This is a genomic window from Mesorhizobium sp. L-8-10 (genome assembly GCF_016756635.1).
GTDB lineage: Bacteria > Pseudomonadota > Alphaproteobacteria > Rhizobiales > Rhizobiaceae.
This window is the reverse complement of record NZ_AP023263.1, coordinates 3,627,397-3,644,283: the sequence shown is the minus strand read 5'-3', so window position 1 is coordinate 3,644,283 and position 16,887 is coordinate 3,627,397. Positions and strand designations below refer to the sequence as shown.

The following is a 16,887-nucleotide window of genomic DNA, read 5'->3' as shown; positions in this document are numbered from 1 at the left end:
ACGGCACGCCGAGAGCGTACCATTCGGGCGAAAATCACCCCCTCGATGGTACGCCGAGAGCGTATACATCTAATCTACCAGATACCTGTGCCGCAGACGCCGCCTTCGCAGCAGTGGCCACAGTGACCACCGCGCTTCTTGAAACAGGCCGCCCGTGCCCAGCCCATCCACAAGGCAAGGCGCGCGGCGGGCGGGATGAAAGGCACGGCTATAACGGACCGGGTGCGGATCCTGCCTCAAGACCGGCGTGCAGGGAAAATTCGGGGGCCTCCTCGCAGCCGCCCTGACGCGCTTTTGAGCCTTGCGGGCCAACCCAGTGGTGCTCATCCGGGAATAGGCGCGGTACTGTCGCTCAGCGTCCGCTAGACCTTGGGATAGCACCTCAAGGCTTTCGCTTCGGTGCTCCCGAGCGGCACGGTAATTTCCCGTTTGCCTATGATCTCCAGTCATTCCCCAGGAACCTTGCGCCGGTCATAGGCGTCGTGTGCACGGCAACTATCTGATCTTCTATCGCGCGAGCGGCGAGAACGTCGAGATTCTCCATGTCCTCCATGGCGCGATGGACTACGAACGCATTCTGTTCCCGGAAGATTGAACGCCGCGGGGCCCGCTGGCCGCCCTTGCGCCACCCCGCCGCCTTGACCCTGCCGGAACCCTGCCGCATGGTCCGCGCCGACTCCGACCGGGAGACGTCATGAGCGAATATCTGAGCCTGCCGCTTGCGGCCCTGCCCTTCCCGAACATCGATCCCGTCATCGTCCAGATCGGCCCCTTCGCCGTCCACTGGTACGGTGTCGCCTATATCGTCGGCATCCTGTTCGCATGGTGGTACGGCAAGCGTCTGGTGACCAATCCGAGATTGTGGGCGAACGGCACGCTCCCGATGAAGCCGACGGATCTCGACGACTTCGTCGTCTGGGCCGCGATCGGCGTCGTGCTCGGCGGCCGTATCGGCTATGTGCTGTTCTACGACTTCGCCCGCTACCTCGCAAATCCGCTCGACATCTTCGCGGTATGGCAGGGCGGCATGTCTTTCCATGGCGGCTTCACCGGCTGCACGCTGGCCATGATCCTGTTCGCCCGCTCGCGCGGGATCAGCGTCTGGACCATGTTCGACGTGATCGCCGCGGGCGTTCCTGTCGGCCTGGGGCTGGTCCGGATCACCAACTTCATCAATTCCGAGCTCTGGGGCAGGATCACGGATGTGCCCTGGGCCGTCGAGTTTCCCAATGGCGGGCCGTTCGCCCGCCACCCCAGCCAACTTTACGAAGCGGGGCTCGAAGGCCTGGCGCTGTTCGTGGTGCTGCGCATTCTCACTCACGGCCTGCTCAAGCTGAAGCAGCCCGGCTTCGTCGCCGGCGCCTTCGTCACCGGCTACGGCCTGTCGCGCATTTTCGTCGAGTTCTTCCGCGAGCCCGATGCCCAGATCGGCTACCTGCTCGGCGGATGGCTGACCATGGGCATGGTTCTGTCAGTGCCCATGGTGCTGATCGGGCTGTGGGCGATCGCACGGGCAAAACGTGCCGCTTCCCAGACCCGACCGGCATGACGCAACGATCGCTCAGGCGGCGCATTCTCGACCTCATCGAGGCACAGGGACCGCTTTCGGTCGCCGACTACATGACGCTCTGCCTCTACGACCGGAAAGAGGGGTACTATATGAGCCGCGAGCCGTTCGGCCGCGGCGGCGACTTCACGACCGCGCCGGAAGTGAGCCAGATGTTCGGCGAACTGGTCGGCGCCTGGATCGTATCGGCATGGCAGGCAGTGGACCGCCCCTCGCCCGCCATGATCGTCGAGATCGGCCCGGGTCGCGGAACCCTCATGAAGGATATGGAGCGGACGCTGCGCCGGATCGCGCCGCAACTGCACGAGGCCGCCCGGTTCGAGCTGATCGAGGTCAGCCCGCGCCTCGCCCGCATCCAGGCCGAGACGCTCGCGACTTCTTCGGGGCCGTTCGACTGGCACGATGACATCGATGCCCTGCCCAGCCTGCCGCTCTTCATCGTCGGCAACGAGCTCTTCGACGCCGTGCCGATCCGCCAGTATGTGCGCACCGAAAGCGGGTGGCGCGAACGCTGCGTCGGCGCCGACGGCAACGGAAATCTTGCGTTCCTGGCAGGGGCTGGCTCGCTCGACGCGTCGCTGCTTCCGGCAGCAGCGGCCGAAGCGGCGCCGGGGACGATCGTGGAAGTCGCTCCGTCACGGTCGGCACTGATGCAAAAGATCGCCGAACGCATCGCCGGCGACGGTGGTGCCGGTCTCTTCTTCGACTACGGGTATCTGGAGCCGGCCACGGGCGATTCCTTTCAGGCTCTCCGGCGACATGCCTTCACGGATCCGCTCGCCGAACCGGGCAAGGCCGATCTGACCGCCCATGTCGACTTCGCCGCCCTCGCCGATGCGGTGCGCGCGGCCGGCCTCGTCGCGGGGCTCGCAACCCAGGGAGGCTTCCTGCTTCGCATGGGACTGCTCGAACGCGCGGGCCGTCTCGGCGCCGATGCCGACGAAGCGGGACGCGAGCGGATTTCCGGCGAGGTCGAGCGGCTCGCCGGACCGGACCAGATGGGCTCGCTGTTCAAGGTGATGGCAGTCGCGCGACAGGAATTGTCGCTTCCGCCTTTTTCATCGCCGGATTGACACCGTCCCCGCGCCTGGCCCACTGTCCGCCCGCGAAGACGAGGGCGCGAGAGGGATGGCTTGACGAAATCGCTCCCGATGTGAACAAGGCGGCATATGCTGGATGTTTCGAAACCGGACCCGGTCCGATCACCCTTGCTCGATCAGGCGGCCGCCCGCGGCATCCGCCACGGCTATTTCACGCGCACAGGCGGGGTTTCCGAGGGCATCTATCGCGGCCTCAACACCGGAACCGGATCGGATGACGATCCGGGCAAGGTAGTCGAGAATCGCCGGCGCGTGGCGACCTGGATGGGTGTGGCGCCCGACTGCCTGCTCAGCGTCCATCAGGTCCATTCCCCTGATGTGATCGTCGTGCACGGGAAGTTTACCGGCGACCGACCCAAGGCAGACGCGCTCGTGACCAACCGGCCGGGGCTGGCGGTCTGCGCCTCGGCCGCCGATTGCGGGCCGGTGCTTTTCGCCGACGCCGACGCCCGCGTCGTCGGCGCGGCCCATGCCGGCTGGAAAGGCGCCTTGACCGGCGTGCTCGAGAACACGATTTCCGCGATGGAGCAGCTCGGCGCCAGGCGCGACCGGATCGTCGCCGTGCTTGGCCCGTCGATCAGCCAGGAAAACTACGAGGTCGGGCCGGAATTCGTCGCCCGCTTCGTCGAGGCCGATGCAGCAAACCGGCGATATTTCAGGCCGTCCGGACGCGACGATCACGCACTGTTCGACCTCAACACCTATAGCGTCGATCGCCTCGCGCGCGCGGGCGTGCTAGCGGCAATGCTCGGCCGCTGCACCTATGCCGAAGAGGACCTCTTCTATTCCTACCGGCGGGCCACACACCGCAAGGAAGCCGACTACGGGCGGCTGATTTCAGCGATAGTTCTGGAGGCCTGACGATGGCGTTGCATTTCGAACGAAGCGAGTATGACGCGCGACGCGATCGGCTGCTGATCGAGATGGCGGCCAAGAAGCTCGACGCGATCCTGCTATTCGCCCAGGAGAGCATGTACTGGCTGACCGGCTACGACACTTTCGGCTACTGCTTCTTCCAATGCCTGGTCGTCAAGCTCGACGGCTCGATGACGCTTCTGACCCGATCGGCCGATCTGCGCCAGGCGCGACATACCTCGATCCTCGACAACATCCTCGTCTGGACCGACCGCGACAACGTCAACCCGGCGATCGACCTGCGCAACCTGCTGAATGATCTCGGCCTGCTCGGCGCGCGCATCGGGGTCGAATACGATACGCATGGATTGACCGCCTATAACGGCCGGCGCGTCGACGAGCAGTTGCAGACCTTCGGCCAGATCGCCGATGCGTCCGGTATCGTCGGCCGGCTCCGGCTGTTCAAGAGTCCGGCCGAGATCCGCAAGGCCGAACGGGCCGCGGCACTTTCGGACGAGGCGCTCGACGCGGCACTGCCGCTGATCGTCCAGGGCGGCGACGAAGGCGCCATACTGGCCGCGATGCAGGGCGCCGTGCTGGCCGGCGGCGGCGACTATCCGGCCAACGAGTTCATCGTCGGATCCGGCCCCGACGCCCTTCTGGTCCGCTACAAATCCGGACGGCGCAAGCTCAGCAAGAACGATCAGCTCACGCTCGAATGGTCGGGGGTCTTTCACCGCTACCACGCGCCGATGATGCGCACGGTACTGACGGGCAAGGCCTCCAAGCGCCATCAGGAGCTGTTCGACGCGGCCAGGGACGCGCTGGTCATGGTCGAGAAGACCATGGTGCCGGGCAAGACGTTCGGCGACGTCTTCGACGCGCATGCCAGGGTCATGGAGGCGCATGAGCTGACCAGGCATCGCCTCAACGCCTGCGGCTATTCCGTCGGCGCGCGCTTCTCGCCGTCCTGGATGGATATGCCCATGTTCTATCAGGGCAATCCCGAGCCGATCGCCCCTGATATGACCTTGTTCGCCCATATGATCATCATGGATTCGGAGACCGAGACGGCCATGACGCTCGGCCGTACCTATCTCACCACCGAATCGGCGCCCAGGCCGCTGTCGCGCCATGATCTCGACTTGATCGTGCAGTGAAACCATAATGACCGGAAAAGGTGCGGCAGATAGTGGAGTTATGCGGGGAATGAGCCGGGCGCTCGCCACTTCCGTGACCGTGCTTTCAGCACTCATGCTCGCGGCCTGCACGACCTCGGATGTGCTCGAACCGTCGGCGATGGTCGGCAATCCGCCGACCGCCGCCTCCACCGCTCCGTCACCTGTCGCGCCGGGCGGTGAAACGGTCGCCGCAATCGACAGCTCGGCCAGGATCCAGTTCGCACCGATCGTCGGCTCGACGGTCGAAGCGGTCACACCCCTCACCGAGCGGCTGGCGACCCGGGCAAAGGAGCGCGGAATCGGGCTCGCGCGTTCCGATGAGCCGGGCGCCTCCTATGTGCTCAAGGGCTACCTGTCGGCCATCACCGAGGGCAAGGAGACGACCGTCATCTATGTCTGGGACGTGCTCGATACTTCGGGCAATCGCCTGCACCGCATCCAGGGCCAGCAGAAAGTGGCCGGCAGGGGCGAAGGCTGGGCCGCCGTGCCTGATACGACCATGCAGACGATCGCCGACGTCACCGTGGACCAGCTCGCGCTGTGGCTTGGAGGCCGCACCGGCTAGGCGAATCTTTGGATTTTGACGACGATTCATCGTCTCTCCGCTTGCAATGGCGGCGAAGAAAGCTAAAAGCCCCCACATCTAAGGGCGCCCCCATCGCCAGGGAAACTTCATGAAACTCTTCGCGGGCAATTCCAACCGGGTTCTGGCCGAAGCGGTTGCCCGGTATCTCAATATTCCGTTGGGGAAGGCGAGTGTGCGCCGCTTCGCCGATCAGGAGATCTTCGTCGAGATCCAGGAGAATGTGCGAGGAGAGGATGTCTTCATCCTGCAGTCGACATCCTTCCCGACCAATGACCACCTGATGGAACTGCTGATCATGATCGACGCCTTCATGCGCTCTTCGGCGCGGCGCATCACGGCGGTGATCCCCTATTTCGGCTATGCGCGGCAGGACCGTCGCGCATCGGGCCGCACGCCGATCTCCGCCAAGCTCGTCGCCAACATGATCACCCGTGCCGGCGCCAATCGCGTGCTGACGCTGGACCTGCATGCCGGCCAGATCCAGGGCTTCTTCGACATACCGACCGACAATCTGTTCTCCGTTCCGGTCATGGCGCGCGACGTGAAGGCCAAGTACCGGCAACTGTCCAACGTGATGGTGGTCTCGCCCGACGTCGGCGGCGTGGTACGTGCGCGCGCGCTCGCCAAGCGCGTCGACGCACAGCTCGCAATCGTCGACAAGCGCCGCGAGCGGCCGGGCGAGTCCGAGGTCATGAACGTCATCGGCGACGTCAAGGGCAAGGACTGCCTGCTTCTGGACGACATCGTCGACTCCGGCGGCACGCTGTGCAACGCAGCGGACGCTCTTCTGGAGAAGGGTGCCCGCAGCGTAACCGCCTACATCACCCACGGCGTGCTTTCTGGCGGCGCGGCCGCGCGCATCACCGGCTCGAAGCTTCAGGAACTGGTCATCACCGATTCCATCCAGCCGACCCAGGCGGTGGTGGACGCCCACAACATCCGCGTCATCTCGATCGCCGACCTCATCGGCGAAGCCATATCGCGCACGGCGACCGAAGAATCGGTGTCGAGCCTCTTCGACTGATATCGAAAGCCGACAAGATCGATCGTTGGAGCGCGGACGGGGAAGAAGACAGACGGCCGCAGCCGCTCACCCGATCTGCAAAGATATGTGCGTCCCATTGAGTGCCATTGGTATGACGCTTACCTGCCCGGCTCCTGTTTTTCGGCCGGCGATAGCCGAGCCCGGACAACTGGCGGTCCTGTAAAAAACTGGGAAATAACAGGACAGGCCTGTTATTTCGGTATGCCGTCGAGGGCGGGGTGACGGGGCAATGCTTGCGTCGCCCTCGCCTGGCTACTGACATCTCGCGAAGGCTCGGAGAAGACCCCCTGCCGAGACGGCTCGCCTCGTTATGCGGATATGTGCATCCTTCGGCGGCTCGGCCAGAGCCAGCGGACGCAATTCATCACGTTGAAAGCAAGCGTCAAAAATCCACTGTGGTGGCGCCGAAGTCAACGGTGGTCAGCAAGAATTGATCGGTTACAGCCGACCCTGCCGGCGGGACGCCGAGCTTGATGGGGCTGTCGATCTGCCTATCGTGCCTCTGCTCCCGGGGAGTTTCGGACAGGAACGCGAACCCGACGCGCGGAACGCTTTGTCAGGGACAGGAATCTCATACCAATGGCGCTTGAAGCGCATCGCGTCGAACCGGGTTCATGCGACGCGCTTCAAGCCCTTGTTTTGCGCATGTCGTTATCCCGAAACCGGTTCCCACTTTTGGGCGACATGCCTGATGCCATTGGTAATGAGGCCGCCTGGATGTGCAAACTTTGAGATCCATAAGGCCCCAGTCCTGGCTCTCAGCCGGCGGCCAGCGTCCAGATCATTCCGCCGGCGGCTGACGCCGCCAGAACACCGACCATGTTGGCGTGGAAGCGAATCAGCGCGAGGCCGGCGCCGAGCGCGATGGCAGCGCTCGCCATGTCGAATGTCCCGAAATCGAGCGTGGGAAAGCTCAGCGGCCCGGCCGAGATCGTCCCGACGCTGCCGAACAGGACGTGCAGCGCGAACCACAGCGCCAGGTTGGCGATGACGCCGACCACCGCGGCGGTGACGGCTGCGAGCGCGCCGGCAAGCCAGCGGACGTTGCGGACCGTCTCGACATAGGGCGCGCCGACGAAGATCCAGAGGAAACAGGGCACGAAGGTGAACCACAAGGTCACCGCCGCGCCGGCCAGCCCGCCGACGAGCGGCTCGAAACCGGAAAGGCGCGCCCCGCCGAGGAAGCCGACGAAGACCAGCACGAGGATAAGCGGGCCGGGGGTGGTCTCCGCGAGACCGAGCCCGGTAAGCATCTCGTCGGGCTGGAGCCAGTGATAGACGTCGACCGCCTGCTGCGCCACGTAAGCGAGGACGGCATAGGCGCCTCCGAATGTGACCGTGGCCATCTTGGTGAAGAACAGCGCTTCGGCGGCAAACACACCTCCTGGTCCCTGCAGGATCCAGAGCGCGGCAAGCGGTATCAGCCAGAGCCCCAGCCAGACGGCCGAGGTCGCTATCAGGCGGCGCGTGCCCGGCCGGGTCCATTCGGGCGCTTCGGCGATCAACCGGCGGCTCTCCTCCGCGTCATCGCTCACCTGCGCCCCGGTGGCCGATGGCAGGAGGGCACCGCACAAGGCGGCCGCGAAGATGATCAACGGAAACGGCAGCTTCAGGAAGGCGATAGCGACGAAGGCGGTGAAGGCGAGCGCCAGCATCGACCTGTTCCGCAAAGCCCGCTTCGAAACCCGGATCAGGGCCTCCAGCACGACGGCCAGCACCGCGGCCTTCAGCCCGAACAGGAAACCCTGCACGATCGAGACATGTCCGACCAGGAGATACCCGGCCGACATCGCGGTGATGACCAGGGCGCCCGGCAGCACGAAGAGCAGCCCCGCGGCCAGGCCGCCGCGCACGCCGTGCAGCAGCCAGCCCGAATAGGTGGCGAGTTGCATGGCCTCGGGGCCCGGCAGCAGCATGCAATAGTTGAGCGCATGCAGGAAGCGCGCTTCGTCGAGCCACCGTTTCTCGTCGACGAGGACGCGGTGCATGAGCGCGATCTGACCGGCGGGCCCACCGAAAGACAAGACGCCGATCCGGGCGAAGACCCGCACCACCTCGCCGAACGGGACCTGGGGCTGCGAAAGAACGGGAGCGTTCATGCCGCTTGCGCTCCCACCGGCCAGTTGTGGCGCTCCTTGACGGCATATCGACACCAGCCGTAAAGCGCGTCGTAGAGCAGCATGCCCTTTTCCAGTTGGGCGTGGTCGTTCTGCTCGATCGCGGATAGACCGAGCGACAGGGCAAGCAGACCGGCCGCCTGCGGCTCGAGGTCGAGACGCGCCGTATCCGCCCCGCGCACGATGCGCGCGAGATGCAGAAGCGAGGGATCGTCGAGACCGAACTCGGTGAGGAGCGTGTCGAAACTGCATGTCTCGCCGCGATGCGAGTAGTCGACCCCCTCCACGTCGAACGGAATGGCGCCCAGTTCGTCCGCCACGTCACGAACCCACTCGGGGGCCACGAAAAGAAAGGTGGCGAACGGATCGACGAAGCGTCGGATCAGCCACGGACAGGCGATACGATCGATCTTGGGTCTCTCACGGGTAACCCACACGCTGCCCGTCGGCCGAGACACGTCCACACCAGTGGCGCTCCTTCGCACCATCGGGCCGCCCGCCGCCGCAAAGGCTTCGATGCCGCCGTCGAGCACGGCTACCGCGGCGCCTGCCTGGTCGAGCCGGGCGGCGGCAAGAGCGCTGACATTGTGGCCGTGAGTACAGTAGACGACGAGCGACCTGTCCTGCGGCATCTGCCGGAACCAGTCATGCGACGCCATGTGGTCTCGCCAGACAGCTCCGGCGATGCGCTTCGGCGCCGCCTGGAAAGCGTCGGAACGACGCACGTCCACGACAACGGGGCAAGCTTCGGTCCCGATCAAGTCAATGAGTTGTTGGGGTGAAATCCTCTGCGGCATGGCAGCCTCCGCACAATAGCGAAGGCGGAACTTGGGCCACAGCCTGACGGGGAGTCCACCTATGCCCCCGATGCGATGACCTTACTGCAAAGGGGACATCCCATCAACTGGAACCTTGGGGCCGGATTTTGCTCTCGCCCTCGAGCTTCGCCATCTCGAAGCCGCACACGAGCGCCGGGCGCCTTGACGGGCTCAAAGGGGGCGCGTCGTGAACGCTTCGCGGATCGCGTCGGCCATACCGTCGACGGCCGCGCTTCTGGAAGCCCGGTTCCGGTGGAGCACGACATTGGAGGAATCGATGGCGCCGAAACCGTCCGCTGCCGTCAGTTCGCGGCAGCCGGGCGGGATGTTGCTGCGTGAGATCGGAGCGACGGCGAAACCCGCGGTGACGGCGAGCTTCAATCCGCCATTTGTCTCACTCTTGTAGGCGACGCGATAGGCAATGCCGCGCTCCTTCAGCGACTTGACGGCAAAGTCGCGGCACCAGCCGGAGTTGTTGTAGAGCGCCACCGGCAAAGGCCTTTCCTCATGAAGCTGATGCAACTCCGAGGTGACCCAGACAGTGGGATCAGTCATCAACACCTCCCCGTCCGAGAAGTCCTGCCACTCGAAGACCACGGCCAGATCGAGTTCGCCGTCCGCGACCGCGGCCATCTGAACCGACGAGGGCGCGTAGCGCACCGTGATCTCCACCTGGGGATGGCGCTTGGCAAAAGCGCCGAGGGCACGCGCCAGGATGGAGTTTCCGTATTCCTCCGGGATGCCGATGCGGACCGGACCGTCGAGCGGCGGCGCGTTGAGGGATGCCGCGGTCTCGTCCAGCAACGCCACGACGCGGCGCGCATAGGTCAGCAGATGATCGCCCTTGCGGGTCAGCGACACGCCCCGCGACCCGCGGTCGAAAAGCGGGTCGCCGACAGTCGCCTCCAGCCGCTTCATCTGCATGGAGATCGCCGATTGCGTGCGCCCGAGATGGTCGGCCGCGCGCGTGAAATTGCCGGCGTCGGCGATGGCCACGAATGTTCTGAGCAGATCGCTGTCGAACTGGGTCATGAGCGCACCGACCGACATGAAGAATTCTGATGGCAGACATCATTCCAATTCGTTTGAAAAATGTCAAAGGCGGCGCGATACAGCGCATGAACATCAGGGAATCACGGCAATGATGCGGGCTATCGACTGGGGCAGACGCAAGCGGAACCGGGAGCGGGACGACCGCTTGCTCAAGGACATGGGCCTAAGTCCGGAACAAGTCCTCGGGCCGGGCCGCGTTTTCTGGTCGGAATGGGAACGGCAGCGCGAGCCCTGGCTGCTTTGACGGATCGCGGAGACCTGGAAGTCTTCGCCAAGCCTCCTCACTCCCCCGCCGCAAGGTCTCGCGGCGGGATCTTTTTTGGCTGAAGCCGTGGAAAGCGCTGGCAGCGCCGAACTTGCGCTCCCCACCCTCTTCCGCTATAGAGCCGCCACCCGCGTAGACACCCTTGGAGGCAACGCGGCGGAAAGCCGCCTCATCCGGCGGCTTTCGACGTTTACGGTCGAGGCTCTCGCCTGCCGCAAACGCTCCAGACAACGCGAAAGGAAATGCCATGAGCGAAACCTACGAGCTCAAGGCCGAAGCGCGCGAACGGGTCGGTAAGGGGTCCGCCCGGGAAGTTCGCCGCAACGGTAAAGTGCCTGCAGTCATCTATGGCGACAAGCAGCCTCCCCTGGCGATCGCCCTCAGCTACAAGGACATCTTCTACAAGATCCACGGCGGCGGCTTCATGACCACCGTCACGACGATCGACGTCGACGGCAAGAAGATTCAGGTCCTGCCGAAGGACTATCAGCTGGATCCGGTCCGCGACTTCCCGATGCATGTCGACTTCCTGCGCGTCGGCAAGAACACGGCAGTCAATGTCGAGGTGCCCGTCCACTTCGTCAACGAGGACAAGTCGCCCGGCCTCAAGCGCGGCGGCGTGCTGAACGTCGTGCGCCACGAAGTCGAGTTCCATTGCCCGGCCAATGCGATCCCGGAATTCATCACCATCGATCTCACCGGCGCTGATATCGGCGATTCAATCCACATCTCGGCGGTCAAGCTGCCGGCCGGCGTGAAGCCGGTGATCACGGATCGCGACTTCACCATCGCCACCATTGCCGGTTCGGCTGCGATGAAGCCGGAAGCCGAGGCGGCGGAAGAGGCCCCGGAAGCCGAAGGCACCCAGGAATAGGTTTCGCCCCGGGAGGGCCGGCACCGTGCTTCTCTTTGCTGGTCTCGGCAATCCCGGCGCGAAATACGCCAACAACCGGCACAATGTCGGTTTCATGGTGGCGGACGCGATCGCCCGCCGCCATGGTTTCTCCCCCTGGTCGAAGAAGTTCCAGGGCGAGGTCGCCGAGGGCAAGCTCGGCGACGAGAAGGTCATCCTTCTGAAACCCCAGACCTTCATGAACCTTTCCGGCCAGGCGGTCGGCGAGGCGATGCGCTTCTACAAGCTGGAGCCTGCCGCCCTCACCGTGCTCTACGACGAGATCGACCTCGTCGCCGGAAAGATCAGGATCAAGACCGGCGGCGGCGCCGGCGGGCATAACGGCATCCGCTCGATCGACGCCCATGTCGGCAAGGACTATCGCCGGGTGCGCATCGGCGTCGGCCATCCCGGCGTCAAGGAGATGGTGCATGGCCATGTCCTGGGGGATTTCGCCAAGTCCGACAGTCAGTGGCTGGAGCCCCTGCTCGAAGCGGTGGCCGACCACGCCGCGCTTCTGGCCGAGGGCGACGACAACGGCTTCATGAACAAGGCGAGCCTTGCCGTCCAGGGTGCCGGCAGCAACGGCCCGGCCAAACCTGCTCCCAAGGCGCAGAGCCATATCCGGCAGGCGCGGCCGCAGCAGCCCGCGGCGAAGGTGCCTGAGACGGGCCCGATGGCCGCAATGCTGAAGAAGCTTCTGGGCAAGGATTGAAGGACTTCCGTCGTTCTGCGCGCGCGGCGCGCCAACAGGGGGTTGACGGCGATCGTGGCTATCGCCCATAGCCCGTGCAAGATTTCGACCTCCCCACAGGACTGGACAAAATGGGTTTCAAATGCGGCATCGTCGGCCTACCCAATGTCGGCAAGTCGACGCTCTTCAATGCGCTGACCAGGACGGCTGCGGCACAGGCGGCCAACTATCCCTTCTGCACGATCGAGCCGAACACCGGCGAGGTGGCGGTTCCCGACCCGCGCCTCGACAAGATCGCCGGCGTCGCCAAGTCGAAGGAGATCATCCCGACCCGCATCTCCTTCGTCGACATCGCCGGCCTTGTGCGCGGCGCCTCGAAGGGCGAAGGACTGGGCAACCAGTTCCTCGCCAACATCCGCGAGGTCGACGCGATCGTGCATGTGCTGCGCTGCTTCGAGGATGACGACATCACCCATGTCGAAGGACGCATCGACCCGGTCGCCGACGCCGAGACCGTCGAAACCGAGCTGATGCTGTCGGATCTCGAGAGCCTCGAGCGCCGCATCGTGCAGATCAGGAAGCGGGCGACGGGCAAGGACAAGGAAGCGACGACGGTCCTGCCGATCATGGAGAAGGCGCTGGAGCTGCTGCAGGCCGGCAAACCGGTGCGTCTCATGCTGGCTGATATCGCCGCGGAGGATCTGAAGATCCTGCAGGGCCTGAACCTGCTCACCTCCAAGCCGGTGCTTTACGTCTGCAACGTCGCCGAGGCTGATGCGGCAACCGGCAACACGCACACCAAGGCCGTCGAGGCGATGGCGGCGGCGCAAGGCGCCCGCACCGTCGTGATCTCGGCGGCGATCGAAGCCGAGGTCGCGCAGCTTCCCGACGACGAGGAGCACGAGTTCCTGGCCGCGCTCGGCCTCGAGGAGCCCGGCCTCGACCGGCTGATCCGCGCCGGCTATGAACTGCTGGACCTCATCACCTATTTCACCGCCGGTCCGAAGGAGACCCGCGCCTGGACCATCTCCAGGGGCACCAAGGCGCCGCAGGCGGCGGGCGTGATCCACACCGATTTCGAGCGCGGCTTCATCCGCGCCCAGACGATCGCCTACACCGATTTCGTGACGCTCGGCGGCGAAGTTGCGGCCAAGGAGGCCGGCAAGGCCCGCGACGAAGGCAAGGAATATGTCGTCCAGGACGGCGACGTCATGCTGTTCAAGTTCAACACCTGATTTGGGCCGTTACCGGGAAGTAGGCGGACGCCCATACGGGCGGGATGACGCGAAACGGCCGCGGGCATCACATTTCGAGGCTTCTCGGAAAGGGATTTCCCTAAACTCAGGGCGATCGCCCGGCCACCAATCGGAGCCATGAGCGCCCCATGGCTCCCGCTTCGTGAAAAGGCCGGGACTAGTCCCGGCCTTTCTTCTTCCCGCCGCTGGTACATCCGCAGTCGGCGCGAAGCGAATACGGGGAGTATGGAGCATCTGTCCGCGAACGCAAGCCCACCTTTTGCGTTAGGGTTTTGCGCTCCGGCAGGGATCATCGCGATCCGGCGTCCTACTCCGAGCCCGCCAGCCAGGCCTTCACCCGCTCGGGGTGATCTGCGATATACTTGTCGACGGCCTTTTCGTAGGAGGTCTCCTGCGCGTCGAACATCGCGGCTTCGAGCTCGTCGAGAGGCAGCTTCATGCGCGAGAGAAAGGCAGCGGCTTCAGGATTGTCTTCCTTGAAGCCCTTGCGCGCGAGAACGTCCACATGCTCGGCCGCACCCAGCGCGCCTTTCGGGTCCTCAATGTAGCGAAGCTTGTACTTCCCGAACATCCAGTGCGGGCTCCAGGCAGTTGCGACGAACCATTTTTCGGAACGCATGTCCCGGTCGACCGTCGTCAGCATGCCGGCTTCGCTGGAGATCTGAAGCTTGTAGTCGAGGCCGTAATCCTTGATGGCCGCTTCCGAGAGGCGGGTAAGGCCGGCGCCGGGATCGATGCCCTGAACCGTCGCGCCGAGCTTTTCCTTGACGTCGTCCTTCTTCAGATCCTCGATAGAGTTGACGGCGTCCTGCGGAATGTAGGCCGGCACGACCCAGCCGAGCTTCGCTCCCTCATAGACCGAACCCAGCGTCTCGGCCTTGTCCTCCACGCGCTTGAAGTAGTCGGCATGGGTCTGCGGCAGCCAGGCCATCATCATTGCGTCGAGATCGCCACGGCCGACACCCTGATAGAGCGGAGCGACGTCGGTCTGCACCAGTTCCACCGTGGTGCCGAGGTTATCCTCGATCAGCTTGGCGGCGAGCTTGGTGACGAACTCCGCGTCGGACCAGGCGGCCCATCCCAGCTTGATCGTCTTGGCGTTGTCCTGGGCAAATGCCGCCGTCGCGAAACCGGCGGCGATCGCCGCGGCCAAACCCAGCCGTGTCAGTTTTCTGAACATATTGTCTCCTTCTTGTGGATTGGGCTTATGGATTGGGAGTTCAAGCGGAGGGTGCCCCGCCGCTTGCCGTATCGGAGCGTTCGAGCGAAGCCGTGCCCGAATGTCCGCTTGCCTTGCGCAGCGCAAGGAAGCCTGGAAAACGCGCCCTGCCCTTGCCGAGGCTCTGCGTGATCCGGTCGAGGACCACGGCGAGCACGACGACCGCCAGCCCGCCTTCGAAGCCGGTCCCGACATCGAGGCGCTGGATGCCGGTGAGGACCGTGTTGCCGAGCCCGCCTGCACCGATCATCGATGCGATGACGACCATCGACAGCGACAGCATGATGGTCTGGTTGATGCCGGCCATGATCGAGGGCATGGCATTGGGCAGTTGCACCTTGAAGAGCAGCTGTCGCGAGGTGCATCCGAATGCCAGGCCCGCCTCGACGAACTCTGAATGGACCTGGCGGATGCCAAGATTGGTCAGTCTGACCACCGGCGGCATGGCGAAGATCACCGTCGCGATCGTGCCGGGCACCGCCCCCAATCCGAAGAACATCGCGGCCGGGATGAGATAGACGAAAGCCGGCATGGTTTGCATCAGGTCGAGCACGGGCCGCACGGCGGAGGCAACCGGCGCGCTGCGCGCCATCGCTATCCCGGTCGGAATGCCGATCACCACCGCAATCGCCGTCGCCGCAAGCACAAGTGACAGTGTCTCCATGGTCGCGGTCCACAGGCCCATATGGCGGATGAGCCAGAACGAAAGGAGCGTGAACAGCGCGAACTTCCAGCCGACGCGCCAGAGGGCGAGCAGAGTCAGAACGGCTATGCCCGCAACGGGAGGAACCGAAACCAAGAGATTCTGTATGCCGCCCGTAACGAAGCCGATCGCCGTCGCGATCGCATCGAGCGCCGGCATGTAATTGTCGAGGATATAGTCGACGGCGATATCGGCTCCGTGGCCGATGCTGAGATCGAAATCCATGATTTCTTCCGTTCGGTGCCGGCTCAACTCGCGCGGTCGAGCGTTTCCAGGAGCGACGACTTGCTGATGGAGCCGACATATCGATTGTCGTCGTCGATGACCGGAAGAGGCCATCGGCTTTCTGCGACGCGGCCGAGCACGTTCGACAGGGGTTCGTCGGCGGGAATGGGGACCACGTCCGGAAGAAAGGCGTCCCGACAGGGCTCGGCTGCTTTCGGCTGGCCGTTCCTGACGAGCGTCTCCCGGCTGACCATGCCGCGATATTTGCGGTCGCGGCCGACCACGACGGCGACTTGGCGATCGGATTGCCGCAATTGCTCGAGGGCGGTTGCGATCGAAACGCCCTGCCTGTCCACGATCGTCAGTTGGGTCTTGTGGGCGATATCGCCCGCCTTGAACACCTGGGAGACGTCCACATTGCGGAAGAACGAGCGTATGTAGTCGTTGGCCGGGTTGGTCACGATCTCGTCAGGCGTGCCGACCTGGACCACCTTGCCGTCCTGCATGATGCAGATGCGGTCGCCGATGCGCATTGCCTCGTCGAGATCATGACTGACAAAGATGATCGTGCGGCTGTGCTCGGCCTGCAGACGCATCAGTTCGTCCTGCATTTCGGTTCGGATCAGCGGGTCGAGCGCGGAAAAGGCTTCGTCCATGAGCAGGATCGTCGGCTCGCTCGCCAGCGCCCTTGCGAGCCCGACGCGCTGCTTCATTCCGCCCGACAGTTGCTCGGGTCGGCTCTGCGCATAGGAGCGCAGGCCGACCGCTTCGAGAGCAGCGAGCGCCTTGGCCATGCGCTCCGCTTCGCCCACGCCCGCCACCTCGAGCCCGAAGGCGGCATTGTTGAGCACATTGCGGTTCGGCAGAAGAGCGAAGGACTGAAAGACCATGCTCATGTCGCGCCGGCGCAATTCGATCAGTTCGCGCTTCGACATCCTGGTGATGTCGCGCCCGTCTACCTCGATCACGCCGGCGGTAGGCTCGATCAGTCGATTGAAAAGGCGCAGCAGCGTCGATTTGCCCGATCCCGACAGCCCCATGATCACGAAGATCTCGCCGTCCATGATATCGAAGCTGGCGTCGTCGACGCCGACCACGCAGCCGGTGGTTCGATGGATTTCCGGCTTTGCTTTGCCCGCCCTTGCCATGTCCAGCGCGACGCCGGGATGCGGGCCGAAGATCTTGAAGACGTGCCGTATGCTGAGTTTGACCCTTGAGAGGTCGGTATGGTGATTTTGTGTATCCAATAGCATTCCAAAGTCCACCGGTCGGTAGGACACGTCTCCTTCTCGAGATTTGGCCGCCTGCAGG

The 16,887-nt window shown here is 64.3% G+C and carries 17 protein-coding genes; 11 read left to right on the top strand and 6 right to left on the bottom strand.

Annotated elements, in window-relative coordinates; translation table 11 throughout:
* The first annotated feature begins 448 nt into the window (after positions 1-448).
* From JN280_RS16895 to JN280_RS16865, 7 genes are all read left to right on the top strand, one after another.
* Positions 449-595 carry a type II toxin-antitoxin system RelE/ParE family toxin gene (locus JN280_RS16895; RefSeq protein WP_202314807.1) on the top strand — a complete coding sequence of 49 codons (147 nt, stop codon included), beginning with the start codon at positions 449-451 and terminating at the stop codon, positions 593-595.
* Positions 596-694: 99 nt separating this feature from the next.
* Positions 695-1,549, top strand: a complete 855-nt coding sequence (gene lgt, locus JN280_RS16890; RefSeq protein ID WP_202313715.1) for a prolipoprotein diacylglyceryl transferase — start codon at positions 695-697, stop codon at positions 1,547-1,549.
* The gene (locus tag JN280_RS16885) at positions 1,546-2,640 is read left to right on the top strand and encodes a class I SAM-dependent methyltransferase (protein ID WP_202313713.1); all 1,095 of its coding nucleotides are present in this window, start codon (positions 1,546-1,548) and stop codon (positions 2,638-2,640) included. The genes lgt and JN280_RS16885 overlap by 4 nt, the downstream gene beginning before the upstream one ends.
* Positions 2,641-2,736: 96 nt before the next feature.
* On the top strand, positions 2,737-3,528 hold the full coding sequence (pgeF, locus tag JN280_RS16880) for a peptidoglycan editing factor PgeF (RefSeq protein ID WP_202313711.1): 792 nt from the start codon (positions 2,737-2,739) through the stop codon (positions 3,526-3,528).
* 2 nt (positions 3,529-3,530) lie between these two features.
* Positions 3,531-4,682 carry a M24 family metallopeptidase gene (locus JN280_RS16875; RefSeq protein WP_202313709.1) on the top strand — a complete coding sequence of 384 codons (1,152 nt, stop codon included), beginning with the start codon at positions 3,531-3,533 and terminating at the stop codon, positions 4,680-4,682.
* 49 nt (positions 4,683-4,731) lie between these two features.
* On the top strand, positions 4,732-5,268 hold the full coding sequence (locus JN280_RS16870; protein ID WP_202313707.1) for a hypothetical protein: 537 nt from the start codon (positions 4,732-4,734) through the stop codon (positions 5,266-5,268).
* Between the two features lie 109 nt (positions 5,269-5,377).
* Positions 5,378-6,313 (top strand): ribose-phosphate pyrophosphokinase, encoded by a 936-nt coding sequence (locus JN280_RS16865; RefSeq protein WP_202313705.1) that lies wholly within the window; start codon positions 5,378-5,380, stop codon positions 6,311-6,313.
* 779 nt (positions 6,314-7,092) lie between these two features.
* On the opposite strand, the gene chrA is transcribed toward JN280_RS16865, so the two are convergent.
* The 3 genes from chrA to JN280_RS16850 all read right to left on the bottom strand — a co-directional run bounded on the left by chrA (position 7,093) and on the right by JN280_RS16850 (position 10,301).
* Positions 7,093-8,433 carry a chromate efflux transporter gene (gene chrA, locus JN280_RS16860; RefSeq protein WP_202313703.1) on the bottom strand — a complete coding sequence of 447 codons (1,341 nt, stop codon included), beginning with the start codon at positions 8,431-8,433 and terminating at the stop codon, positions 7,093-7,095.
* Positions 8,430-9,248: a chromate resistance protein ChrB domain-containing protein gene (locus JN280_RS16855; protein WP_202313701.1), complete on the bottom strand. Its 819-nt coding sequence runs from the start codon at positions 9,246-9,248 to the stop codon at positions 8,430-8,432. Before JN280_RS16855 ends, chrA begins: the two co-directional genes overlap by 4 nt.
* 192 nt (positions 9,249-9,440) lie before the next feature.
* Positions 9,441-10,301: a LysR family transcriptional regulator gene (locus JN280_RS16850; protein ID WP_202313700.1), complete on the bottom strand. Its 861-nt coding sequence runs from the start codon at positions 10,299-10,301 to the stop codon at positions 9,441-9,443.
* Here JN280_RS16850 and JN280_RS16845 point away from each other — a divergent pair.
* From JN280_RS16845 to ychF, 4 genes are all read left to right on the top strand, one after another.
* Positions 10,300-10,566 (top strand): hypothetical protein, encoded by a 267-nt coding sequence (locus JN280_RS16845; RefSeq protein ID WP_202313699.1) that lies wholly within the window; start codon positions 10,300-10,302, stop codon positions 10,564-10,566. The genes JN280_RS16850 and JN280_RS16845 overlap by 2 nt on opposite strands.
* 268 nt (positions 10,567-10,834) lie before the next feature.
* Positions 10,835-11,461, top strand: coding sequence for a 50S ribosomal protein L25/general stress protein Ctc (locus JN280_RS16840; protein ID WP_202313698.1), 627 nt, complete (start codon positions 10,835-10,837; stop codon positions 11,459-11,461).
* Positions 11,462-11,486: 25 nt separating this feature from the next.
* Positions 11,487-12,194, top strand: coding sequence for an aminoacyl-tRNA hydrolase (pth, locus tag JN280_RS16835; protein ID WP_202313697.1), 708 nt, complete (start codon positions 11,487-11,489; stop codon positions 12,192-12,194).
* Between the two features lie 110 nt (positions 12,195-12,304).
* The gene (gene ychF, locus JN280_RS16830) at positions 12,305-13,408 is read left to right on the top strand and encodes a redox-regulated ATPase YchF (RefSeq protein WP_202313696.1); all 1,104 of its coding nucleotides are present in this window, start codon (positions 12,305-12,307) and stop codon (positions 13,406-13,408) included.
* A 328-nt stretch (positions 13,409-13,736) separates the two neighbouring features.
* Here the strand turns inward: ychF and JN280_RS16825 are convergent, their stop codons facing one another.
* The 3 genes from JN280_RS16825 to proV are packed head-to-tail and all read right to left on the bottom strand — an operon-like array spanning position 13,737 to position 16,829.
* The gene (locus tag JN280_RS16825; RefSeq protein ID WP_202313695.1) at positions 13,737-14,609 is read right to left on the bottom strand and encodes a glycine betaine ABC transporter substrate-binding protein; all 873 of its coding nucleotides are present in this window, start codon (positions 14,607-14,609) and stop codon (positions 13,737-13,739) included.
* Between the two features lie 40 nt (positions 14,610-14,649).
* Positions 14,650-15,576: an ABC transporter permease gene (locus JN280_RS16820; protein ID WP_202313694.1), complete on the bottom strand. Its 927-nt coding sequence runs from the start codon at positions 15,574-15,576 to the stop codon at positions 14,650-14,652.
* 23 nt (positions 15,577-15,599) lie between these two features.
* Positions 15,600-16,829, bottom strand: coding sequence for a glycine betaine/L-proline ABC transporter ATP-binding protein ProV (proV, locus tag JN280_RS16815; RefSeq protein ID WP_202313693.1), 1,230 nt, complete (start codon positions 16,827-16,829; stop codon positions 15,600-15,602).
* Positions 16,830-16,887 lie beyond the last annotated feature (58 nt).

Bases quoted from the DNA above. Each gene is read 5' to 3' on its own strand.
- JN280_RS16845 (WP_202313699.1), top strand. From the start codon at position 10,300: ATGAGCGCACCGACCGACATGAAGAATTCTGATGGCAGACATCATTCC.
- chrA (WP_202313703.1), bottom strand. From the start codon at position 8,433: ATGAACGCTCCCGTTCTTTCGCAGCCCCAGGTCCCGTTCGGCGAGGTG.
- JN280_RS16875 (WP_202313709.1), top strand. From the start codon at position 3,531: ATGGCGTTGCATTTCGAACGAAGCGAGTATGACGCGCGACGCGATCGG.
- JN280_RS16825 (WP_202313695.1), bottom strand. From the start codon at position 14,609: ATGTTCAGAAAACTGACACGGCTGGGTTTGGCCGCGGCGATCGCCGCC.
- JN280_RS16870 (WP_202313707.1), top strand. From the start codon at position 4,732: ATGAGCCGGGCGCTCGCCACTTCCGTGACCGTGCTTTCAGCACTCATG.
- JN280_RS16865 (WP_202313705.1), top strand. From the start codon at position 5,378: ATGAAACTCTTCGCGGGCAATTCCAACCGGGTTCTGGCCGAAGCGGTT.
- JN280_RS16850 (WP_202313700.1), bottom strand. From the start codon at position 10,301: ATGACCCAGTTCGACAGCGATCTGCTCAGAACATTCGTGGCCATCGCC.
- lgt (WP_202313715.1), top strand. From the start codon at position 695: ATGAGCGAATATCTGAGCCTGCCGCTTGCGGCCCTGCCCTTCCCGAAC.
- pgeF (WP_202313711.1), top strand. From the start codon at position 2,737: ATGCTGGATGTTTCGAAACCGGACCCGGTCCGATCACCCTTGCTCGAT.
- JN280_RS16855 (WP_202313701.1), bottom strand. From the start codon at position 9,248: ATGCCGCAGAGGATTTCACCCCAACAACTCATTGACTTGATCGGGACC.
- JN280_RS16820 (WP_202313694.1), bottom strand. From the start codon at position 15,576: ATGGATTTCGATCTCAGCATCGGCCACGGAGCCGATATCGCCGTCGAC.
- JN280_RS16840 (WP_202313698.1), top strand. From the start codon at position 10,835: ATGAGCGAAACCTACGAGCTCAAGGCCGAAGCGCGCGAACGGGTCGGT.
- proV (WP_202313693.1), bottom strand. From the start codon at position 16,829: ATGCTATTGGATACACAAAATCACCATACCGACCTCTCAAGGGTCAAA.
- JN280_RS16885 (WP_202313713.1), top strand. From the start codon at position 1,546: ATGACGCAACGATCGCTCAGGCGGCGCATTCTCGACCTCATCGAGGCA.
- ychF (WP_202313696.1), top strand. From the start codon at position 12,305: ATGGGTTTCAAATGCGGCATCGTCGGCCTACCCAATGTCGGCAAGTCG.